General features: G+C 67.1%; 19 protein-coding genes and 2 pseudogenes. 11 read left to right on the plus strand and 10 right to left on the minus strand.

Annotated elements, in window-relative coordinates:
• Window positions 1-11 precede the first annotated feature (11 nt).
• The 9 genes and pseudogenes from ACZ56V_RS38070 (at window position 12) to ACZ56V_RS38110 (ending at window position 4862) form a co-directional block, all read left to right on the plus strand.
• The gene (locus ACZ56V_RS38070) at window positions 12-1049 is read left to right on the plus strand and encodes a radical SAM family protein (protein WP_468948284.1); all 1038 of its coding nucleotides are present in this window, start codon (window positions 12-14) and stop codon (window positions 1047-1049) included.
• 56 nt (window positions 1050-1105) lie between these two features.
• The gene (locus ACZ56V_RS38075) at window positions 1106-1456 is read left to right on the plus strand and encodes a helix-turn-helix domain-containing protein (protein ID WP_468948316.1); all 351 of its coding nucleotides are present in this window, start codon (window positions 1106-1108) and stop codon (window positions 1454-1456) included.
• A 48-nt stretch (window positions 1457-1504) separates the two neighbouring features.
• On the plus strand, window positions 1505-1714 hold the full coding sequence (locus tag ACZ56V_RS38080) for a hypothetical protein (RefSeq protein WP_468948286.1): 210 nt from the start codon (window positions 1505-1507) through the stop codon (window positions 1712-1714).
• Window positions 1711-2313, plus strand: a complete 603-nt coding sequence (locus tag ACZ56V_RS38085; protein ID WP_468948288.1) for a 3'-5' exonuclease — start codon at window positions 1711-1713, stop codon at window positions 2311-2313. The genes ACZ56V_RS38080 and ACZ56V_RS38085 overlap by 4 nt, the downstream gene beginning before the upstream one ends.
• Window positions 2310-2906, plus strand: coding sequence for an AAA family ATPase (locus ACZ56V_RS38090; RefSeq protein ID WP_468948290.1), 597 nt, complete (start codon window positions 2310-2312; stop codon window positions 2904-2906). Before ACZ56V_RS38085 ends, ACZ56V_RS38090 begins: the two co-directional genes overlap by 4 nt.
• Window positions 2903-3262, plus strand: a complete 360-nt coding sequence (locus ACZ56V_RS38095) for an aldo/keto reductase (protein WP_468948292.1) — start codon at window positions 2903-2905, stop codon at window positions 3260-3262. The genes ACZ56V_RS38090 and ACZ56V_RS38095 overlap by 4 nt, the downstream gene beginning before the upstream one ends.
• Window positions 3263-3264: 2 nt before the next feature.
• The gene (locus ACZ56V_RS38100) at window positions 3265-3681 is read left to right on the plus strand and encodes an aldo/keto reductase (RefSeq protein ID WP_468948294.1); all 417 of its coding nucleotides are present in this window, start codon (window positions 3265-3267) and stop codon (window positions 3679-3681) included.
• Between the two features lie 808 nt (window positions 3682-4489).
• Window positions 4490-4579, plus strand: a pseudogene (locus tag ACZ56V_RS38105) (hypothetical protein); the annotation flags it as partial.
• Between the two features lie 13 nt (window positions 4580-4592).
• Window positions 4593-4862 carry a DUF6283 family protein gene (locus ACZ56V_RS38110; RefSeq protein WP_468948296.1) on the plus strand — a complete coding sequence of 90 codons (270 nt, stop codon included), beginning with the start codon at window positions 4593-4595 and terminating at the stop codon, window positions 4860-4862.
• Between the two features lie 9 nt (window positions 4863-4871).
• Here ACZ56V_RS38110 and ACZ56V_RS38115 read toward each other — a convergent pair.
• The 10 genes and pseudogenes from ACZ56V_RS38115 to ACZ56V_RS38160 all read right to left on the minus strand — a co-directional run bounded on the left by ACZ56V_RS38115 (window position 4872) and on the right by ACZ56V_RS38160 (window position 12881).
• A protein-coding gene (locus tag ACZ56V_RS38115) for an IS5 family transposase (RefSeq protein WP_468948298.1) occupies window positions 4872-5797 on the minus strand; the annotation gives its coding sequence in 2 pieces (ribosomal slippage) (window positions 4872-5468 and window positions 5471-5797; 924 coding nt in all).
• Window positions 5752-6168, minus strand: coding sequence for a transposase (locus tag ACZ56V_RS38120; RefSeq protein ID WP_468948318.1), 417 nt, complete (start codon window positions 6166-6168; stop codon window positions 5752-5754). Before ACZ56V_RS38120 ends, ACZ56V_RS38115 begins: the two co-directional genes overlap by 46 nt.
• Before the next feature lie 45 nt (window positions 6169-6213).
• Complete coding sequence (locus tag ACZ56V_RS38125) at window positions 6214-6609, minus strand: IS3 family transposase (protein WP_468948300.1); 396 nt, start codon at window positions 6607-6609, stop codon at window positions 6214-6216.
• A 303-nt stretch (window positions 6610-6912) separates the two neighbouring features.
• Entirely contained in the window at window positions 6913-7617 is a 705-nt protein-coding gene (locus tag ACZ56V_RS38130; protein WP_468948319.1) for a reverse transcriptase domain-containing protein, read from the minus strand.
• A 745-nt stretch (window positions 7618-8362) separates the two neighbouring features.
• Window positions 8363-8659 (minus strand): transposase, encoded by a 297-nt coding sequence (locus tag ACZ56V_RS38135; protein WP_468948302.1) that lies wholly within the window; start codon window positions 8657-8659, stop codon window positions 8363-8365.
• Between the two features lie 242 nt (window positions 8660-8901).
• Window positions 8902-10326 (minus strand): hypothetical protein, encoded by a 1425-nt coding sequence (locus ACZ56V_RS38140; RefSeq protein WP_468948304.1) that lies wholly within the window; start codon window positions 10324-10326, stop codon window positions 8902-8904.
• Window positions 10327-10449: 123 nt separating this feature from the next.
• A pseudogene (locus ACZ56V_RS38145) lies at window positions 10450-10868 on the minus strand (beta/alpha barrel domain-containing protein); the annotation flags it as partial.
• A gap of 136 nt (window positions 10869-11004) precedes the next feature.
• A complete protein-coding gene (locus ACZ56V_RS38150; protein ID WP_468948306.1) occupies window positions 11005-11373 on the minus strand; it encodes a hypothetical protein in 369 nt (122 codons plus the stop codon).
• Between the two features lie 331 nt (window positions 11374-11704).
• Complete coding sequence (locus ACZ56V_RS38155; RefSeq protein ID WP_468948308.1) at window positions 11705-12019, minus strand: hypothetical protein; 315 nt, start codon at window positions 12017-12019, stop codon at window positions 11705-11707.
• A 10-nt stretch (window positions 12020-12029) separates the two neighbouring features.
• Window positions 12030-12881, minus strand: a complete 852-nt coding sequence (locus ACZ56V_RS38160; protein WP_468948310.1) for a LysR family transcriptional regulator — start codon at window positions 12879-12881, stop codon at window positions 12030-12032.
• 134 nt (window positions 12882-13015) lie between these two features.
• Between ACZ56V_RS38160 and ACZ56V_RS38165 the strand changes: the two genes are divergently transcribed.
• Both ACZ56V_RS38165 and ACZ56V_RS38170 read left to right on the plus strand, forming a co-directional pair.
• Window positions 13016-13843 carry an EamA family transporter gene (locus tag ACZ56V_RS38165; protein WP_468948312.1) on the plus strand — a complete coding sequence of 276 codons (828 nt, stop codon included), beginning with the start codon at window positions 13016-13018 and terminating at the stop codon, window positions 13841-13843.
• Between the two features lie 76 nt (window positions 13844-13919).
• Window positions 13920-14392: alpha/beta fold hydrolase (locus tag ACZ56V_RS38170; protein WP_468948314.1), on the plus strand; the 473-nt coding region annotated here is incomplete at its 3' end.

A 14392-nucleotide genomic window follows, 5' to 3' on the forward strand; every position in this document is an offset into this window, starting at 1 on the left:
GGACCACGCCCGTGCGTACTGCCTTACCGCTCCCGCCCGTACAGCGCACCTGGGAGCCGGTCATCGACCAACACGAGACGTGGCTCGCGGTCAACCCGGTCCAGGGCTGCAACAAGGGCTGCAGTTACTGCTACCTCCTTGACCGCGGCCAGACCCGCGTCAAACCGGCCGAACTCGCCACCCCCCGACGCACCGTCGACCTCCTCATGGCCAGCCCCTACTACCACCCGCGGGCCGCCCTCGCCCTCTACACCTGCACCGACGCCCTCTCCACGCCCGGCACCCGCGCTCACCTCGTCGGCCTCCTCGGCGAACTCGCCTCCCGTGACGTCCACAACCCGGTGTGCCTGATCACCAAGTGCGCCGTCACCGACGATGTCGTCGACGCCATCCTCGCCGCGCAGTCGGCAGGCATCCGCGTCATCGTGTACCTCAGCTACTCCGGTCTCGGCCCGGACGTCGAACACGGCATCGACCACGACGCGCTCCGCGCCAACTTCCCGCGCCTGCACGAGCGGGGCATCCCCCTCGTCCACTACTGGCGTCCGCTGACACCCGCGAACGCCGCGCCGGCCACCATCACCCGTGTCCTGGACTGGGCCGCCCGCTACGCCGCCTGTTCCGTCGCCGTCGGCCTCAAGGTCAAGCGCGGTGCGCGGGGCCAAATGACGGACCTGTGGCCCGCACTCGCAGCCGAAGACCTCCCCGTCGAGTCCGCCGACGCCGTATGGCCGCGCCAGACGTGGGACCTTCTGGAATCGCTCCCGGACCGCTACCCCGGGCACCCCATCTTCCAGACCAACTCGTGCGCCCTGGCCTACGTCCTCCAGCGTCCCGACAGCCACCGCGTCCACGAAACCTCGGCCTGTGCCGCCCAACCACTGCCCGGACAATCAGCGAGGCCGGTGCGCGGCCTCGACGCTGGCACCAGTCACCAGCGACGACATCCGCAGCCGCCTGGTGTGGGTGGGCGTCCCCACAATCCGCTCCGTCGACTGGGATGCCGAGCAACGCACCGCAACCGTTCAGGAGGTCCTCCATCTCCGTGACCGCAACAACGTCTCCGAACGGCTCGGAATCACCATCCGTGCCGCACGAGCCAGCAATGATCAGTACTGGTCGGGACGCCTTGAGGGCGGGCAGCCCCTCATCATCGACACCTGAGCAGCCCTGTCCCCAGCCAGCGGAAGAGCTCGCCGAGTGCATCCAGGCTGCGCTGGCACGCGCTCTGCTCGAACTGCGTACGAAGCGCGGATGGTCGGTGTACGACCTGGAAGAACGCTCAGGCGTCAGCCGCTCAACGCTGTCCCGGATTGAGCGAGCGGTGACCAGCCCAACGATGACCGTGCTGGCCAAAGTGTGCTGGGCCTACGGCCACTCCGTTTCGACCCTGGTAGCCGATGCTGAGGGCAATTACCCAGCAGACCCAAGGGACACCGATGCGGCGCAGCTGTAGCCGCCACCATCGCCAGCAATCGTCAGGAGGCCGCCTCTGGCCCCGGTCGTGCAAGACGCACGCGCCCTCGATGTGACCGGCGACGTTGAGGTCAACGACCGTGCCATCGTCGTGGAGGGACTGGACGAGCCGCCCCGCTACTACCTGCAGCACGGCTCCGGCTACCAGTGCCACGACCGGAGCAAGCCCCACCACTACCGCCAGCACGGCCGGGCCCCCATCGGCTGGGAAGCGGGGGACGGACCCAAGACCGCATGAACTTCGCCACCTGGCCCACGCTGCTCGTCGTCGACGTCGAAGGCAACGGCACCAATCCGCCCGATCTCGTCGAAGTCGCCGCGCTGCCCATCCGGGGCGGACGCCTCGACAAGAGCACCGCGGGCTGGTGGCTGACCCGCCCGAACCACCCCGTTACCCCCTTCGCCACCCGTGTGCACGGTCTGACCGACAAAGACCTGGCCGACAAGCCCGCATGGGCCGAGATCGCGGGGAAGGTGCACACCTTCCTGGACGACGCATGGATCTGCGCCCACAACGCGCACACCGACTACCGCGTGCTCAGCGCGCACCTGCCCGGCTGGGAGCCCGCCGGCGCCGTGGACACCCTTCGTCTGGCGAAGGCCACCTTCCCCGAACTCGGCAAGTACAGCCTGGATAAGCTCATCGAGCACGTACGACCCGACCTCACCGAAGCCCCCGGCGCCCGACACCGGGCCACCTTCGACGCCTTCGCCACCGCGCAGCTCCTAATCGCCATGGCCTCCCGCTACGACACGTGGGACCAGCTGGTCACCGCGTCCGTGCCGCCCGGCCTGCCCGGAGCCCCCGAACCAGAAAAGGACCCCACCCTGTGGTGACCTCCTCCAACCCCCTGCGGATCGCGGTACTCGGCACCCACTCCACGGGCAAAACGACGCTCCTGAAGCGCATAGAGATGGAACTGCGCGGCCACGGCCTCACCGTCGCGCGCACCGGCCGTCTCGGCAAGAGCGCCGCCACGGCCGGCCTGCCCAAGATGCAGCACCACACCGTCCAGTCCACCGAGTGGATCATCGCGCAAGGCATCCTGGACGAGACGAACGCCGCCGCGCAAGGCGCCGAAGTCGTCCTCATCGACCGCGCCACCCACGACGCCGTCGCCTACTTCGAGGCCGCGATGGCCTTCCGGGCCGAAACCCCGCCCCGGCTCGAACGCGAACGACTGCTGACCCTGGCCTCCACACAGCTCCCCAAGTACGACCTGCTGTTCGCGACCGTGCTCGACGAAACCGTGCCCGTCGACACCAGCCACGACTACAACGCTGCCTTCCGGCGCCTGGTCGACGACCACGTGCACCGGCTCCTCGCCAACGACGTCATCCCTCACCAGCGAGTCACCAGCGACCCCAACAACCAGGCACACGCCGTCGACGTCGCCGTCCAGCGCTGCCTGAAGGAGGAGCTCGTATGATCCCCGCTCTTCCCGCAGGCACCATCACCATCGCCAGCAAGACCGTCTCCCGGCTCGGCTTCGGCACCATGCGCCTGACCGGGCCCGGCACCTGGGGCGACCCGCACGACCGCGACAGGGCCCTCACCCTGCTACCCCAAGCTGTGCACACCCACGGCACCAGCCACATCGACACCGCCGACGCCTACGGCCCCCACACCGTCGAACAACTCGTCCGCGACGCGCTCTACCCCTACCCCCACCATGTGCTGATCGCCACGAAGGTCGGCATGGTGCGCCCCGCTCCGGACCAGTGGAAGCCACTCGGCAACCCGTTCTACCTGCGGCCTCCGTCGAAGCGAGCCTCCGCCGCCTGAAGATGCAGCAGCTGGAGCTGTGCTACCTGCACCGCATCGACCCCAAAACCTCACGCGACGATCAGATCGCGGTGCTGCACGCCCTGCAGGACGAGGGGAAGATCGGGCACATCGGCCTGTCCAAGGTCACACCCGAGGACATCCGGTGCGTTCTGAAGTACCGGCCCGTCGCCGCAGTGCAAAACGTGCTGAACACCAGCAACCGCGACGACCCCGCCGCCGAGATGTGCCGCAACCTCAACATCCCCTACATGGCCTACCGGCCGCTGGATGCCGGCATCCTGGCCGAACCCCAGGTGCCCGCCGCTCCGCTGCACTGGCTCCTCTCCCAGGGACCCCACGTCGCACCCATCCCCGGCACCAGCCGACTGCGGCACCTCGCCGAAATCGTGGCGGCCGTCCAGGACAGCCCGGCATGATGCCCGCTGCAACAGCGACCGCACCCGCGCCACGCCGCCACGCCCTCTACGAAAACTGGAAGCTGCCCGTCGTAGGCGTCTGTCTCCTCCTGCCGGTCGGGGCCGACTGCCTCGCCGTGCACACGGCCGCAACACAATGGCCTCATTGCACACCTCATCCACAAGCACCTAGCACACAGGGACCAATACCCGCCCCCATGCTGCCCGGCGACCCCGCTATGACCAGAACCAATCGCTACACAGCCCTCCTGCCCCACACGCCCCATACAGCAGCCCTCGCACAGGACTTCCTCTCCAGCGTCCTGTCGGTCTGGGGAATCGACCACGGTGCGGAAAGCGACTGTCACAAACGCCTGTCCGCGCTCTTGGACCAGGCAAACCACGTCACACCCTCGACCGTGCAGGTAAGCATCGAACGACTGCCGGAGGGCAGCGTACGAATCGAGATCACACCCGGGGCGACGCAGATGAGAAGTGGAGCTCTCGACAACCGAGGACCTTCACCGTTCTGATGCGTCGCTGGCCGGGAGCAGATCGTGTCCGTGATCACCCTCTCGCCCAGCCGGAGCCGTGCACGGTAGGCGGACTGCCCTGCCGCCCTCGTCACTCGGCCCCAGGGCGCGCCGTGGATAGAGCTGTCTTCGCAATGCGGCGGCTGATGGCCGCGGGCCGTCGCCTGCGTCGGCTTGCCGACGACAGCTAGGTAGTGACTCTCCGATCATGGTCCCTCGGTCATACTGGCCGTGTGCCCTCGTCACTTCGTCCTCCTGCGCCGCGCCCCTGTGAGAGCTGTCCCTATCGGCGTGATGTGCCCGCGGGGATCTGGGCTAGTGAGGAGTACGCGAAGCTCCGGCGCTATGACGCCGATACTCCTGACCAGCCCGTGCGGTTGTTCCAATGCCATCAGGCCGATGCTGACAGTGCTGTCAGGCGCGTTTGTGCCGGCTGGGCCGGGTGCCATGAGGGGGGAGGAACTCCTGGCCCTCCGGCTGGCGGTACTCGACGGCAGTATGGACGCCACTACGTACCGGGCTGTGGTCGAGTATGTGTCGCCGGTCCCTCTGTTTCCCTCCGGCAGGGATGCCGCCGATCACGGCGAGGCAGGCATCGATGCCCCGGATGACACGGCCCGCCGCGTGATCAACAAGATCACCCGGACGCGCAACGACCTGGTCCAGTAAGGCATTTGGTCATGAGCGAAGCCAGATGAGGAGAGTTGCGGCCATCACGGTGCCGAGGAAGACGTACCCGCGCTTGTCAAAGCGGGTGGCAACGGCTCGGAACTGCTTGATCTTGTTGATCGCCCGCTCGACGGTGTTCCTCGCCTTGTACCGGGCCTTGTCGAAGCCGGGTGGTCGCCCGCCGTCGGAACCTCGGCGCCAGCGGGCGGTTCTGGAGTCCCTCTTCTCTGGGATCACGTGTCGGATGCCGCGGCGGCGCAGGTAGGAACGGATCAGGCTGTTGCTGTACGCCTTGTCCGCGCCAACACTGTCCGGCCGCTTCCGTGGCCGGCCCGCACCAAGCCGAGGCACATGAATCTTGTCCATGACCGCCTCGAACTGTGTGCAGTCCGCCCGTTGCCCGGCTGTGAGGACCAGGGACAGCGGGCGGCATTTGCCGTCCGCCGCCAGATGAATCTTCGTCGTCAGCCCGCCGCAGGAGCGTCCAAGGGCTTCACCTGCCGCGCCGCCTCCGCCAGGAACAGGCGCACGCGCACGTGTACGCGCCAGTGAACTGAGCACTGATGGGCCCTTTTTGAGGACCCGGGAGGTGCTGGCGGCGGACTGGTCGAGGCACCGGCGGCGTGCTGGTGGGCCCGGATCGAGGTGGAGTCGACATTGGTGTTCCCTGCAGCATCGGCGACGGCCTGGACGTGCTGGAGCAGTCGCTCCCAGGTTCCGTCGGCCGACCACAGGACATGCCGTTTGTGGACGGTCTGCCAGGGGCCGAAACGCGCGGGCAGCTTGCGCCACTGGCAGCCGGTACTGAGCCGATAAATGATCCCGTTGATCACCTGTCGGTGATCCCTCCACCGGCCACACCGGTTGCTGCTCGTGGGCAGCAGCGGCTTCAGCACTGCCCACTCCTGGTCTGTGAGATCCCCCCTGCTGAGCACGTCAAGAACAACGAGATACTGATCGAGGAGACACCCCCTGGCTGATCCGCAGAATCCGGGCCGAAGGTCGCGTTGAAGGACTCGGCCAGTGCGTTGTCCGCGCTGGACCCGACCGCGCTCATGCTTTGCCGAACCCCTGCTGACCTGCATACCTTATCGAAGGCCCTGCTTGAGTACTGGGCTCCGTGGTCGGTGTGCATGATCGATCCGGCCCGGCTACCGCCGGTGCGGACGACAGCGGCCAGGGCGTCGGTGACAAGGTCCGCGCGCATGTGGTCGGCGATCGCCCAGCCGGCCACACACCGCGAGGCGAGGTCGATGACAGTCGCCAGGTAGCAGAACTTCCCACCTTCGATGGACAGGAAGGTGATGTACGGACTGTGTGTTCGGGGCCGTGGCCGTGAAGTCGCGGCCGATCAGGTCCGGCACCCTGGCGGCAGCCGGGCCGAGGCCGGTGGTGGGGTGCCGGCGGCGCAAACGGACCCTCCTTCGATCCCGCCCGCCCACTTAATCCGGGCGACACGCTTGTGGTTGACCGCCTCACTGCTGGTCTCGCGGAGCTCGGCGGTGATCCTCATGGCTCCGTAGGTACCGTCCGACTCGAGGTGCACCGTCCGTATCCAGGCGGCCAGCCGGGCGTCGGCGGCCAGCCGGGCAGTCCGGTCCGCGGCGGTCCGACGCCAGTAGGAGAAGCTCGAGCGGCTGACGCCGAGGATGGTGGACAGCCGCTTCACGCCGTGGCGGCGCTGGTGGTCGGCAACGAACTGGAAGCGCTTCACCAGCGCGTCGCCGAGTGGCCGAGGGGAATTCACCCCTCGGTCCTCACAGAACCGTGCTAAACACACTCCCGTTACACGGCTCTTGTCGTCCTGATCATCAAACCAGCACGGCGTTCACTGTTGGGGCAGGGCGCCAGTGCGCGAACATGCGCGGATATCGCCGGGCGATCTCCTGCAACTTCGCAAGCGCCTTCCGTTTGGCCGCAAGCCATTCTTGCGGATCCAGCGCACCAGGTAGGAGTTGATGCGCGTCATGAAAGGGATCAGCTCTCAGGGCCTGAAACGGCCATAGTAGTTGATCCAGCCTGCCACCTTGGGGTTGACCCATTGGGCGAGCTATTGAAAGGTTAGATCCGTACGTGTGTGCAGGTGCCAGCCCCGCACTTCCCGTCCGATCTTTGTCAGGGCGTCCTTGCTGATTGCCGGGTCGACCGCCATGAATATGTTCCCCTGCCGGCTCCAGTTCTTCCTGGCGCGGAACGTGTACCCGAGAAACGTGAATGCCGTGTGCTCGTAGGAGCTTCGGCGATTCTCGTCCTTGCAGTAGACGATCCGGGCCTTGGCCAGATGCAGACGCAACCCGACCTCGGCCATTCTGTCCGCGAGCGCGGCCAGTACCTGACGGGCCGGAGGCTCGGTGACGCAGTGCAGCACCGCGTCGTCCGCATAGCGTTCAAACCAGATGGACGGGAACTCTCCCGCCATCCAGTTATCGAACGCGTAGTGCAGAAACAGGTTCGCCAGGACGGGAGACACCGGGGTCCCGCGCTCCCGCTCCAGCAGGGCTCCGTCGGGCGTCACGAGCGGCGCTTCGAGCCACCGCCGCACATACAAGTTCACCCAAACGGCATCGGTGTGAGCTTCCACCGCCCTGACCAGTAGGTCGCAGGGCACACTGTCGAAGAACTGGGCAATGTCGAACTCCTCGGCCCAATTCCGCTTCCAGCAGCGCTCCCGGCACCGTTCCACTGCATCCAAGGCGGACCGTCCCGGCCGATATCCATAGCTGTCCGGATGGAAAATAGGATCCACCCTTCGCATCAGATGCCTGGCCACTATGGCCCACGCACCGCGAGCGGGAAGTTTGAGCCCGACGACATACGGTTCCGGAACTTGTAAAGGTTGCCCTTCAGGTCCTTCTCGAGCTCGTCGACGCTCTGCCCATCCACCCCTAGAGCGCCTCTATTTTCCCTGACTTCCTCCCACCCTTCCTTGATCTCCCACTTCGAAATCTCAAACGGCTTGGTCGATGACTTCAACTGACCCATCGCACTCCTCCCGGACATCATCCGATTGATGTGATCAACTCAGTCACGAACGAGCCGGTCCGCCAGCACGCCCCGCATCGGTACTCGACCCCTTGCAGTTGCTGCTGCTTGGGACACTCCCTCTTGCCGCCGCATCGCGGTGGGCGGTATCAGGACCTGCCTTCTCCTGTTCCATGCGGAAGCCGCAGACCGGGCTCACGCCTCCTGCATGCCGGACACCACCTGGCCAATAAACGGGCACCCGCCAGACTCATCCCGGGGTTTAGGAAACACCCCGGTTTTAATGTCGCCTGATTTCGTTTCGACACGTCAGCAGCGATTCACTTGCATTCGTCTTCCCGATCCCCACCTGACGCCTCTCACGACGCCTTTTCCTCATCGCTCACCACGACGGTCATCAACCAACGCATCATGAGGCGGCTTGAAGCCTCCCCCCGCAGGGCGACTTCGAAGCCACAAAACCTTCATCATCCGCACAGCATCACTCTTGGAAGCTGTCCTACTGTCCCCCCTTGTGTTCAGGACACAATCCCTGGCGAAATACTTCGCCGCCTTCCGCAGATCTCGCGTTCCTCCTCGAGCTCGCGGACCTTCTTCCGCAGGGCCGCGTTCTCCGCTTCCAGCGAGGGCCGCGGCTGGGCTGGTTCCTGCGTCCGGCGTCCCCGTGGTCGGCTCCCTCCGGCAGCCCTCACCCAGTTCCGCAGGGTCTCCGGTTTGATCCCCAGGTCGACGGCAACCGACCTGATCATCGCTTCGAGCCGCGACTCGTACAGCGCGACCGCGTCTGCCTTGAACTGCGGCGGATAGTTCTTCATGACCACGAGATGCCCGTCTTCAGATCCTCAGGATCCAGTGTCTCGTGTGTCCAGGATCAAGGTTCAAGGCCCGCCCACCCAGGCACCGAAACCCTACCAACCCGGCCCCGGACGGCCACCGGGCCGCAAAACACCCGGCCCACACCTCGCCACGGGTGCACACACCGCAAACCACAGCCGGCGCAACGACGAAGGGAGAAATCAACAACCCCACGGCCCCGCCGCACGGGCTAAAGATCAAGTCAGACCGTCGTACGACGTCGGCGGCGGTACAGCAAAATCCCCGTGGATATCGCCACGGCGGTCAGGGCAGTAGGCACCAGGACGGTGGACTTCCGGTACGGCGGGGCCGGGGAGGCCTCCAGGGGGATGACGGCGGTGTCGTTGCCGGGGGTTCGGTCGAAGGGGTTGTGGACGCGGATGGTGCCTTTCGCACCCGGGACCCGCCGGTCGACGCGGAAGCGGAACTCGACCGAGGTCGTCCCGTCGGACGCCGGCCAGAACACGTCGCGGTTGAGATCGCAGACGAACACTCCACCGGGTTTCGCGGGGCGGTCGCACGCCCACTTCCCGTCCGTGTCCTCGAAGGTGAAGGGGATGGAAGTGACCGTGGTGCCCTCCGGCGGCACCACCTCGAAGCCGCCCACGTCACTGCTCGGACTGCCGGGGCCGAGCCGACGCACCCCGAGCTTCACGCTCACGGTGTCACCGACCCGGCCCCGGACGGTCCCGGTGATCGCTTCGTAGTCCGCCTGCACGGTGGTGGTAACCCCGACCCTCCCGTGGTTGTCGTCGAAGTCCCGGTGCGCAGCGGTGCGGACCAGGGTAAGCGGGGCGCCCGTGCCACGCACGGTGTGGCCGGCGGGCTGGCGCGGGGCCGACGACCACGTGTAGGCCACATCGCCGGACAGCGTCTTCGGGGCGGTGACGGTGTACGGCAGCGGTGCGCTCGTGCGGTAGGCGGCGCCCGGGGCGGCCACTGCCTGGAACGTGCACCAGGCGGAGGTGGGCGACGGGCTTGCGTAGAAGCAGTTGCTGTACCGGGTGGTCAGTGTGAGGCCCTCCGAGACGTTCACCTGCAAGGCGACCCCCTGCACTGCCGGGAAGCGAGTGTTGTTGGCCAGCCGGGGCGTCACCTGCGTGGGCTTCCCCGGTGCCAGTCCGCTCACGCCTGTCTCCTGCCCGGGTGCGGAGAGCGTCGGGCCGTCGACGGTCATCCGGGTGGTGCCGGTGATCGTAGCCGCGTTGTCGGCGGTCGCCGTGTACGTCACTGTGCCGCTGTCGCCCGGCTCGACGCCGTCCATGCCGAGGAGGACCAGAGGGTCGTAGCTCTCGCCGTCGCCGTTCTCGAGATCGCCGTACTCGCAGGTGTAGACCGGGCCCTCGGCTTCGCACATGGCGCTGTCCCCGAGTCGGGCGACGCCCTCCAGGCCCGACGCGTCCACGACCACCCGGACGTTGCGGGCCGGGGTGCCGTCCTTGTCCGGCTCGACGAAGACGGGTACATGGAAGCCTCTGTTCGAGGCCTCGGCTCCGGCGTCCGCGTTATACATGACAAAGTCTTTCTCGGTCTCGAAGCGCATCACGACGCGGTCCGAGCCGTCGGCGGTGGCGGGTGTCACGGTCGCCGCGAACACCGCCGCGATGGATGCCAGGAGTCCTGCCATTCGTCTGTGCCAAGGCATCAGGGCACTATGCCACCCGTGGTCCAGTCAGCTGCAGCCAGCCCTGCCGACGGGCCTCGCGCATCGTCTCCATGCGGTCACGGACACCGCCGCGCCAATCTCACCGAGGGTGCGCTCGGCCAGCTCCGCGGCCTGGGCCACCAGGCGCAGGTCGATGCAGGTGGGGTGGCCGTAGCGTTCAGGACGGCGACGAGCACTTCGAGTTGGGTGTTGCCGGCTCCTGCTCCGAATCCGCGGGCGCAGGAGTCGAGGACGCGGGCCCCGGCGCGGACCGCTGCGAGGAGGTTCGCCACGGCCATGCCGAGGTTGTTGTGGCCGTGGAAGGCGACCGGCACGTCAACCGCAGTGGTGATCGCGCTGATGTGAGTGGTGACGTCCTCGGGCAGATAGGTGCCGGCGCTGTCGAAGATGCAGACGGCCTGTACACCGTAGCCGACCATGCGACCGCACTGCTCAGCGAGTTCCTCGGGCTGGGCCAGGTGGCTCATCAGGAGGGCTCCCTGGGCTTCGGCGCCGAGGCTCCGAGAGCACCGACCTCTCGGTCCATCCCCGTGAGCACCTCGACGCAGAAGCGGCCGAGCTGAGCAGCCGTCCTCACAAGACACTGGGCTGGGCAACGCCGGCTGACCACCTGCACGAGCTGACGGCTTCCCCGTCGAACTACTTGGGGTCCTCACTGTCCCAGGGGTAGGCCAAGAGGTCAGGTCGAATACCCCACGCGTTGAGCACACTGATCAGCTCAGACTCGTCCGTAGCGTCAGCGATTCTGATGAGGACCGTTCCGATGTCGTAGTCGAATCCGTCAATGCGCTCGCGGTCGTACTCCCAGTGCTCAAGGTGGAAGCCGCGTTCAACATCGCTGCGAACCCATCCCTCGCCCTGTGCTCGGGCATCGGGTTCGCTCTTCTCTGGACAGACTTCCACGAATGCCCGGCGGTCCGCCTGCGACGCCGGGACTTCCGCGACCAGCCTCCTGCCGAGCCGGAGCGCGGTCAGTTTGTCGATGGGCCATTTCGATCCATCATTCATGAGGCCTCATTCTGGTCCGGTTCCCGCAGGGGTGAGGAGCGGGGCCAGGCGGTGACTTCCAGAGATCGCTCAACCAGCCGCCGCCGAAGCGGCAGCACAACCCGACCGCCGACGATGCAACAGCGGCTCGGCTGGGAGTTCCCAGCCGAGCCGCTGCTTACACTGCCGGCCGCACGCGCCAGTGATCACGTGTTGCGACGCCCCTAGAAAGCGCCGTTTCCCACCGCGCCGGTGTGACGCCGCGATCGGCCGAAGACCCACGGTCGACTCATGCCGTAGGCGAGAGCCCTCTGCAGATGCAGGTCCGCGACGTCGAGCATCCGCTCCCGGTTCAGGAAGTCGCCCTCGGCATGCGAAGCGGGCCGCCGACCAGGTTCAGCTGCATGACGCACCGGTAGTACGTGACGTGCCGCGGGTCTAGGTCCGGGTTGCGGAGCGCCTCGTAGTGCGGGCCGAAGCGGATCCGCGTCCAGCAGTGCTCCACTTCGATGTCCGTGGACATCAGGCCCTCGATGCCGACGATGCCGGGTTCCCCGTCCGGCCCGGCGAGCGTGTGTTCCGCGCGGAGCTCGCCGTGGGACATGGCGGTGGCGATGTTCACCGGCGCGCGCTCCAGGCAGGCCTGAGCTCTGCGTGTTCGCAGCATGCTTGATCGGTCATGTGCGGTAAAGCTCGGTAAGAAGCTCGAGTACGGTGCGGGTGGCCGGGTGAGGGTCGTCGCGCCACCAGACCAGTCGTACGGCGATCGGTTGGGCGTCGCGTACCGGCAGGTAGACGATGCCGGGCCTTGGATATTGGTCAACGACGGACTGCGCGGTAACCCCCACACAGCGGCCGGTGGCGATGATCGTGAGCCAGTCGTCGATGTCGCGGCTCTCCTGTGTCGCGGGGCGCGCGTCCACGGGCCACAGATCCGCGTTGGTCGACCCGGTGCGCTGGTCGACGAGCAGGACGCGGCTGCTGAGATCGGCCAGATGCACCGAGCGGCGCCGCGCCAGGGGGTCGGAGGCGGCCAGCGCGCACCAGCGTGTTTCCAGACCCACAATGGCGCCCTCGAAGCGGCGGTCCTCCAGCGGCCTGCGCATGACCGCGAGGTCCGCGGTGCCCTCGGCCAGGCCGGCGCTCGGGGAATTGATGCGAAGCAGGTGGAGTTGCGTCTCCGGGTGCGATTCCAGCCACTGGTGTTGAAAAGCGGATGTGAGTCGGCCGAGTGCCGACCAGTGGTGGCCGATACGCAGTTCGGTGCGGCCCGATGTCGCTTCCTGTACCAGGTTGTCGACCTCGGTCAGTACGCGCCGGGCGTGCGCCACGACGCGCAGGCCAATCGCGGTCGGCGAGGTTGCGCGGGACGTGCGTCGCAGCAGCCGTACGCCGAGGCGCTTCTCGAGCGCCGAAAGGGTGCGGGAGACCGCAGCCTGGGAGACACCCAGAGCGATCGCGGCGTCGGTGAACGTGCCCTCGTCCACGATCGCGACGAGGCAGCGCAACTGCCGCAGCTCGACATCCATAACCGAATCGTATAGATGGTGTGCCTCATGCATTTTGCGCACGGCTCGGCGCGGCACAGGATCGATGCATGCAAGCAGCCCCCACTCACCCAGCAGGCCGCGCCATCCTGCCCACGAAGCGCGGCACTGGGCCCATGGCCGGGGTCTGGACGATGCTCGCCAGTTGCCTCTCGACCCAGCTCGGCGCCGCGAGCGGGTCACTGGCCTTCCCGATGCTCGGCCCTGTCGGCGTCGTCGCGGTCCGCCAGTACGTCGCGGCGGCGGTGCTGCTCATCCTCAGTCGGCCCCGCCTTCGGTCCTTCACACGGCGCCAGTGGGGGCTGGTACTGCTGCTCGCGGCCGACTTCGGGGTGACGAACCTGTCGCTCTACACCGCGATCGACCGGATCGGTCTCGGCCTGGCGGTGACCCTGGAGTTCCTCGGCCCGCTCACGATCGCGCTGGCCGGCTCGCGCAGACGCGTCGACCTGGGCTGTGCCGTACTCGCCACGGCGGGAGTCGTCGCATTGATGCGCCCGCGCCCAACCGCCGATTACCTCGGCATGGGGCTCGGTCTGCTCGCCGCTGCCGGTTGGGCCGCTTACATCCTGCTCAACCGTTCCATCGGCCAGCGCTTCCCCGGGACACAGGGCACGGCCGCCGCGGCGGTGCTGTCGGCCCTGGTCTTCCTGCCCGTCGGAGCCGGCGTCGCGGTACACCACACGCCTTCCGCCGGGGCGCTCGGTGCAGCTGTCGCGGCCGGAGTTCTGTCCTCTGCTGTGCCGTTTCTCGCGGACCTGTTCACGCTGCGCCGCGTTCCCGCAGAGGCGTTCGGATTGTTCATGAGCGTCAACCCGGTGCTCGCCGCAGCCGTTGGGGCGCTCATTCTGGGACAGAAGCTCGACGTGGCCGCCTGGTTGAGCATCACAGCGATCATCGCGGCCAACGCCATCAGCATGCTCGCACAGCCGAGGCACGCTTGACGCCGCGACGGTGCTTGACGCACGCCGAAGTAGCGCCGATATCAAGATCACTCCACTGCCCGCAAAGGAGCCTTCCATGCCCGGTGTCAAGCTGACCGATCATCTCTTCTCCGTCCCCCTCGACCATGATCGGCCGGACGGCGAGCACATCGAGATCTACGCCCGCGAGGTCGTGGCCACCGGACGCGAGCGCGAGCGGCTTCCCTGGCTGCTGTTCTTGCAAGGCGGTCCCGGCATGCGGCCGCCACGGCCCGTCGGCCGGGACTCCTGGCTGGACCGCGCACTCGACGACTACCGCGTCCTGCTGCTCGACCAGCGCGGCACGGGCCGCTCCAGTCCGATCACCCGTCAAACGCTCCCGGCCCGTGGCAAGCCCTCTGCGCAGGCCGACTACCTCACCCATTTCCGCGCCGACGCCATCGTCCACGACGCCGAACTCATCAGGCGCGAACTGACCAACGAACCGTGGTCGGTGCTCGGCCAGAGCTTCGGTGGCATGTGCACCGTCACCTACCTCTCGTTCGCGCCCGAGGGCCTGCGCGAGGCAGT

This window comes from Streptomyces sp. NPDC034099 (assembly GCF_055575415.1).

Excerpts from the sequence above, each read along its gene's own strand:
- ACZ56V_RS38075 (WP_468948316.1), top strand. The coding sequence starts at position 1,106 with ATGATCAGTACTGGTCGGGACGCCTTGAGGGCGGGCAGCCCCTCATCA.
- ACZ56V_RS38085 (WP_468948288.1), top strand. The coding sequence starts at position 1,711 with ATGAACTTCGCCACCTGGCCCACGCTGCTCGTCGTCGACGTCGAAGGC.
- ACZ56V_RS38095 (WP_468948292.1), top strand. The coding sequence starts at position 2,903 with ATGATCCCCGCTCTTCCCGCAGGCACCATCACCATCGCCAGCAAGACC.
- ACZ56V_RS38100 (WP_468948294.1), top strand. The coding sequence starts at position 3,265 with ATGCAGCAGCTGGAGCTGTGCTACCTGCACCGCATCGACCCCAAAACC.
- ACZ56V_RS38110 (WP_468948296.1), top strand. The coding sequence starts at position 4,593 with ATGCTGACAGTGCTGTCAGGCGCGTTTGTGCCGGCTGGGCCGGGTGCC.
- ACZ56V_RS38130 (WP_468948319.1), bottom strand. The coding sequence starts at position 7,617 with ATGCGAAGGGTGGATCCTATTTTCCATCCGGACAGCTATGGATATCGG.
- ACZ56V_RS38135 (WP_468948302.1), bottom strand. The coding sequence starts at position 8,659 with ATGAAGAACTATCCGCCGCAGTTCAAGGCAGACGCGGTCGCGCTGTAC.
- ACZ56V_RS38140 (WP_468948304.1), bottom strand. The coding sequence starts at position 10,326 with ATGGCAGGACTCCTGGCATCCATCGCGGCGGTGTTCGCGGCGACCGTG.
- ACZ56V_RS38150 (WP_468948306.1), bottom strand. The coding sequence starts at position 11,373 with ATGAATGATGGATCGAAATGGCCCATCGACAAACTGACCGCGCTCCGG.
- ACZ56V_RS38155 (WP_468948308.1), bottom strand. The coding sequence starts at position 12,019 with ATGCTGCGAACACGCAGAGCTCAGGCCTGCCTGGAGCGCGCGCCGGTG.
- ACZ56V_RS38160 (WP_468948310.1), bottom strand. The coding sequence starts at position 12,881 with ATGGATGTCGAGCTGCGGCAGTTGCGCTGCCTCGTCGCGATCGTGGAC.
- ACZ56V_RS38165 (WP_468948312.1), top strand. The coding sequence starts at position 13,016 with ATGGCCGGGGTCTGGACGATGCTCGCCAGTTGCCTCTCGACCCAGCTC.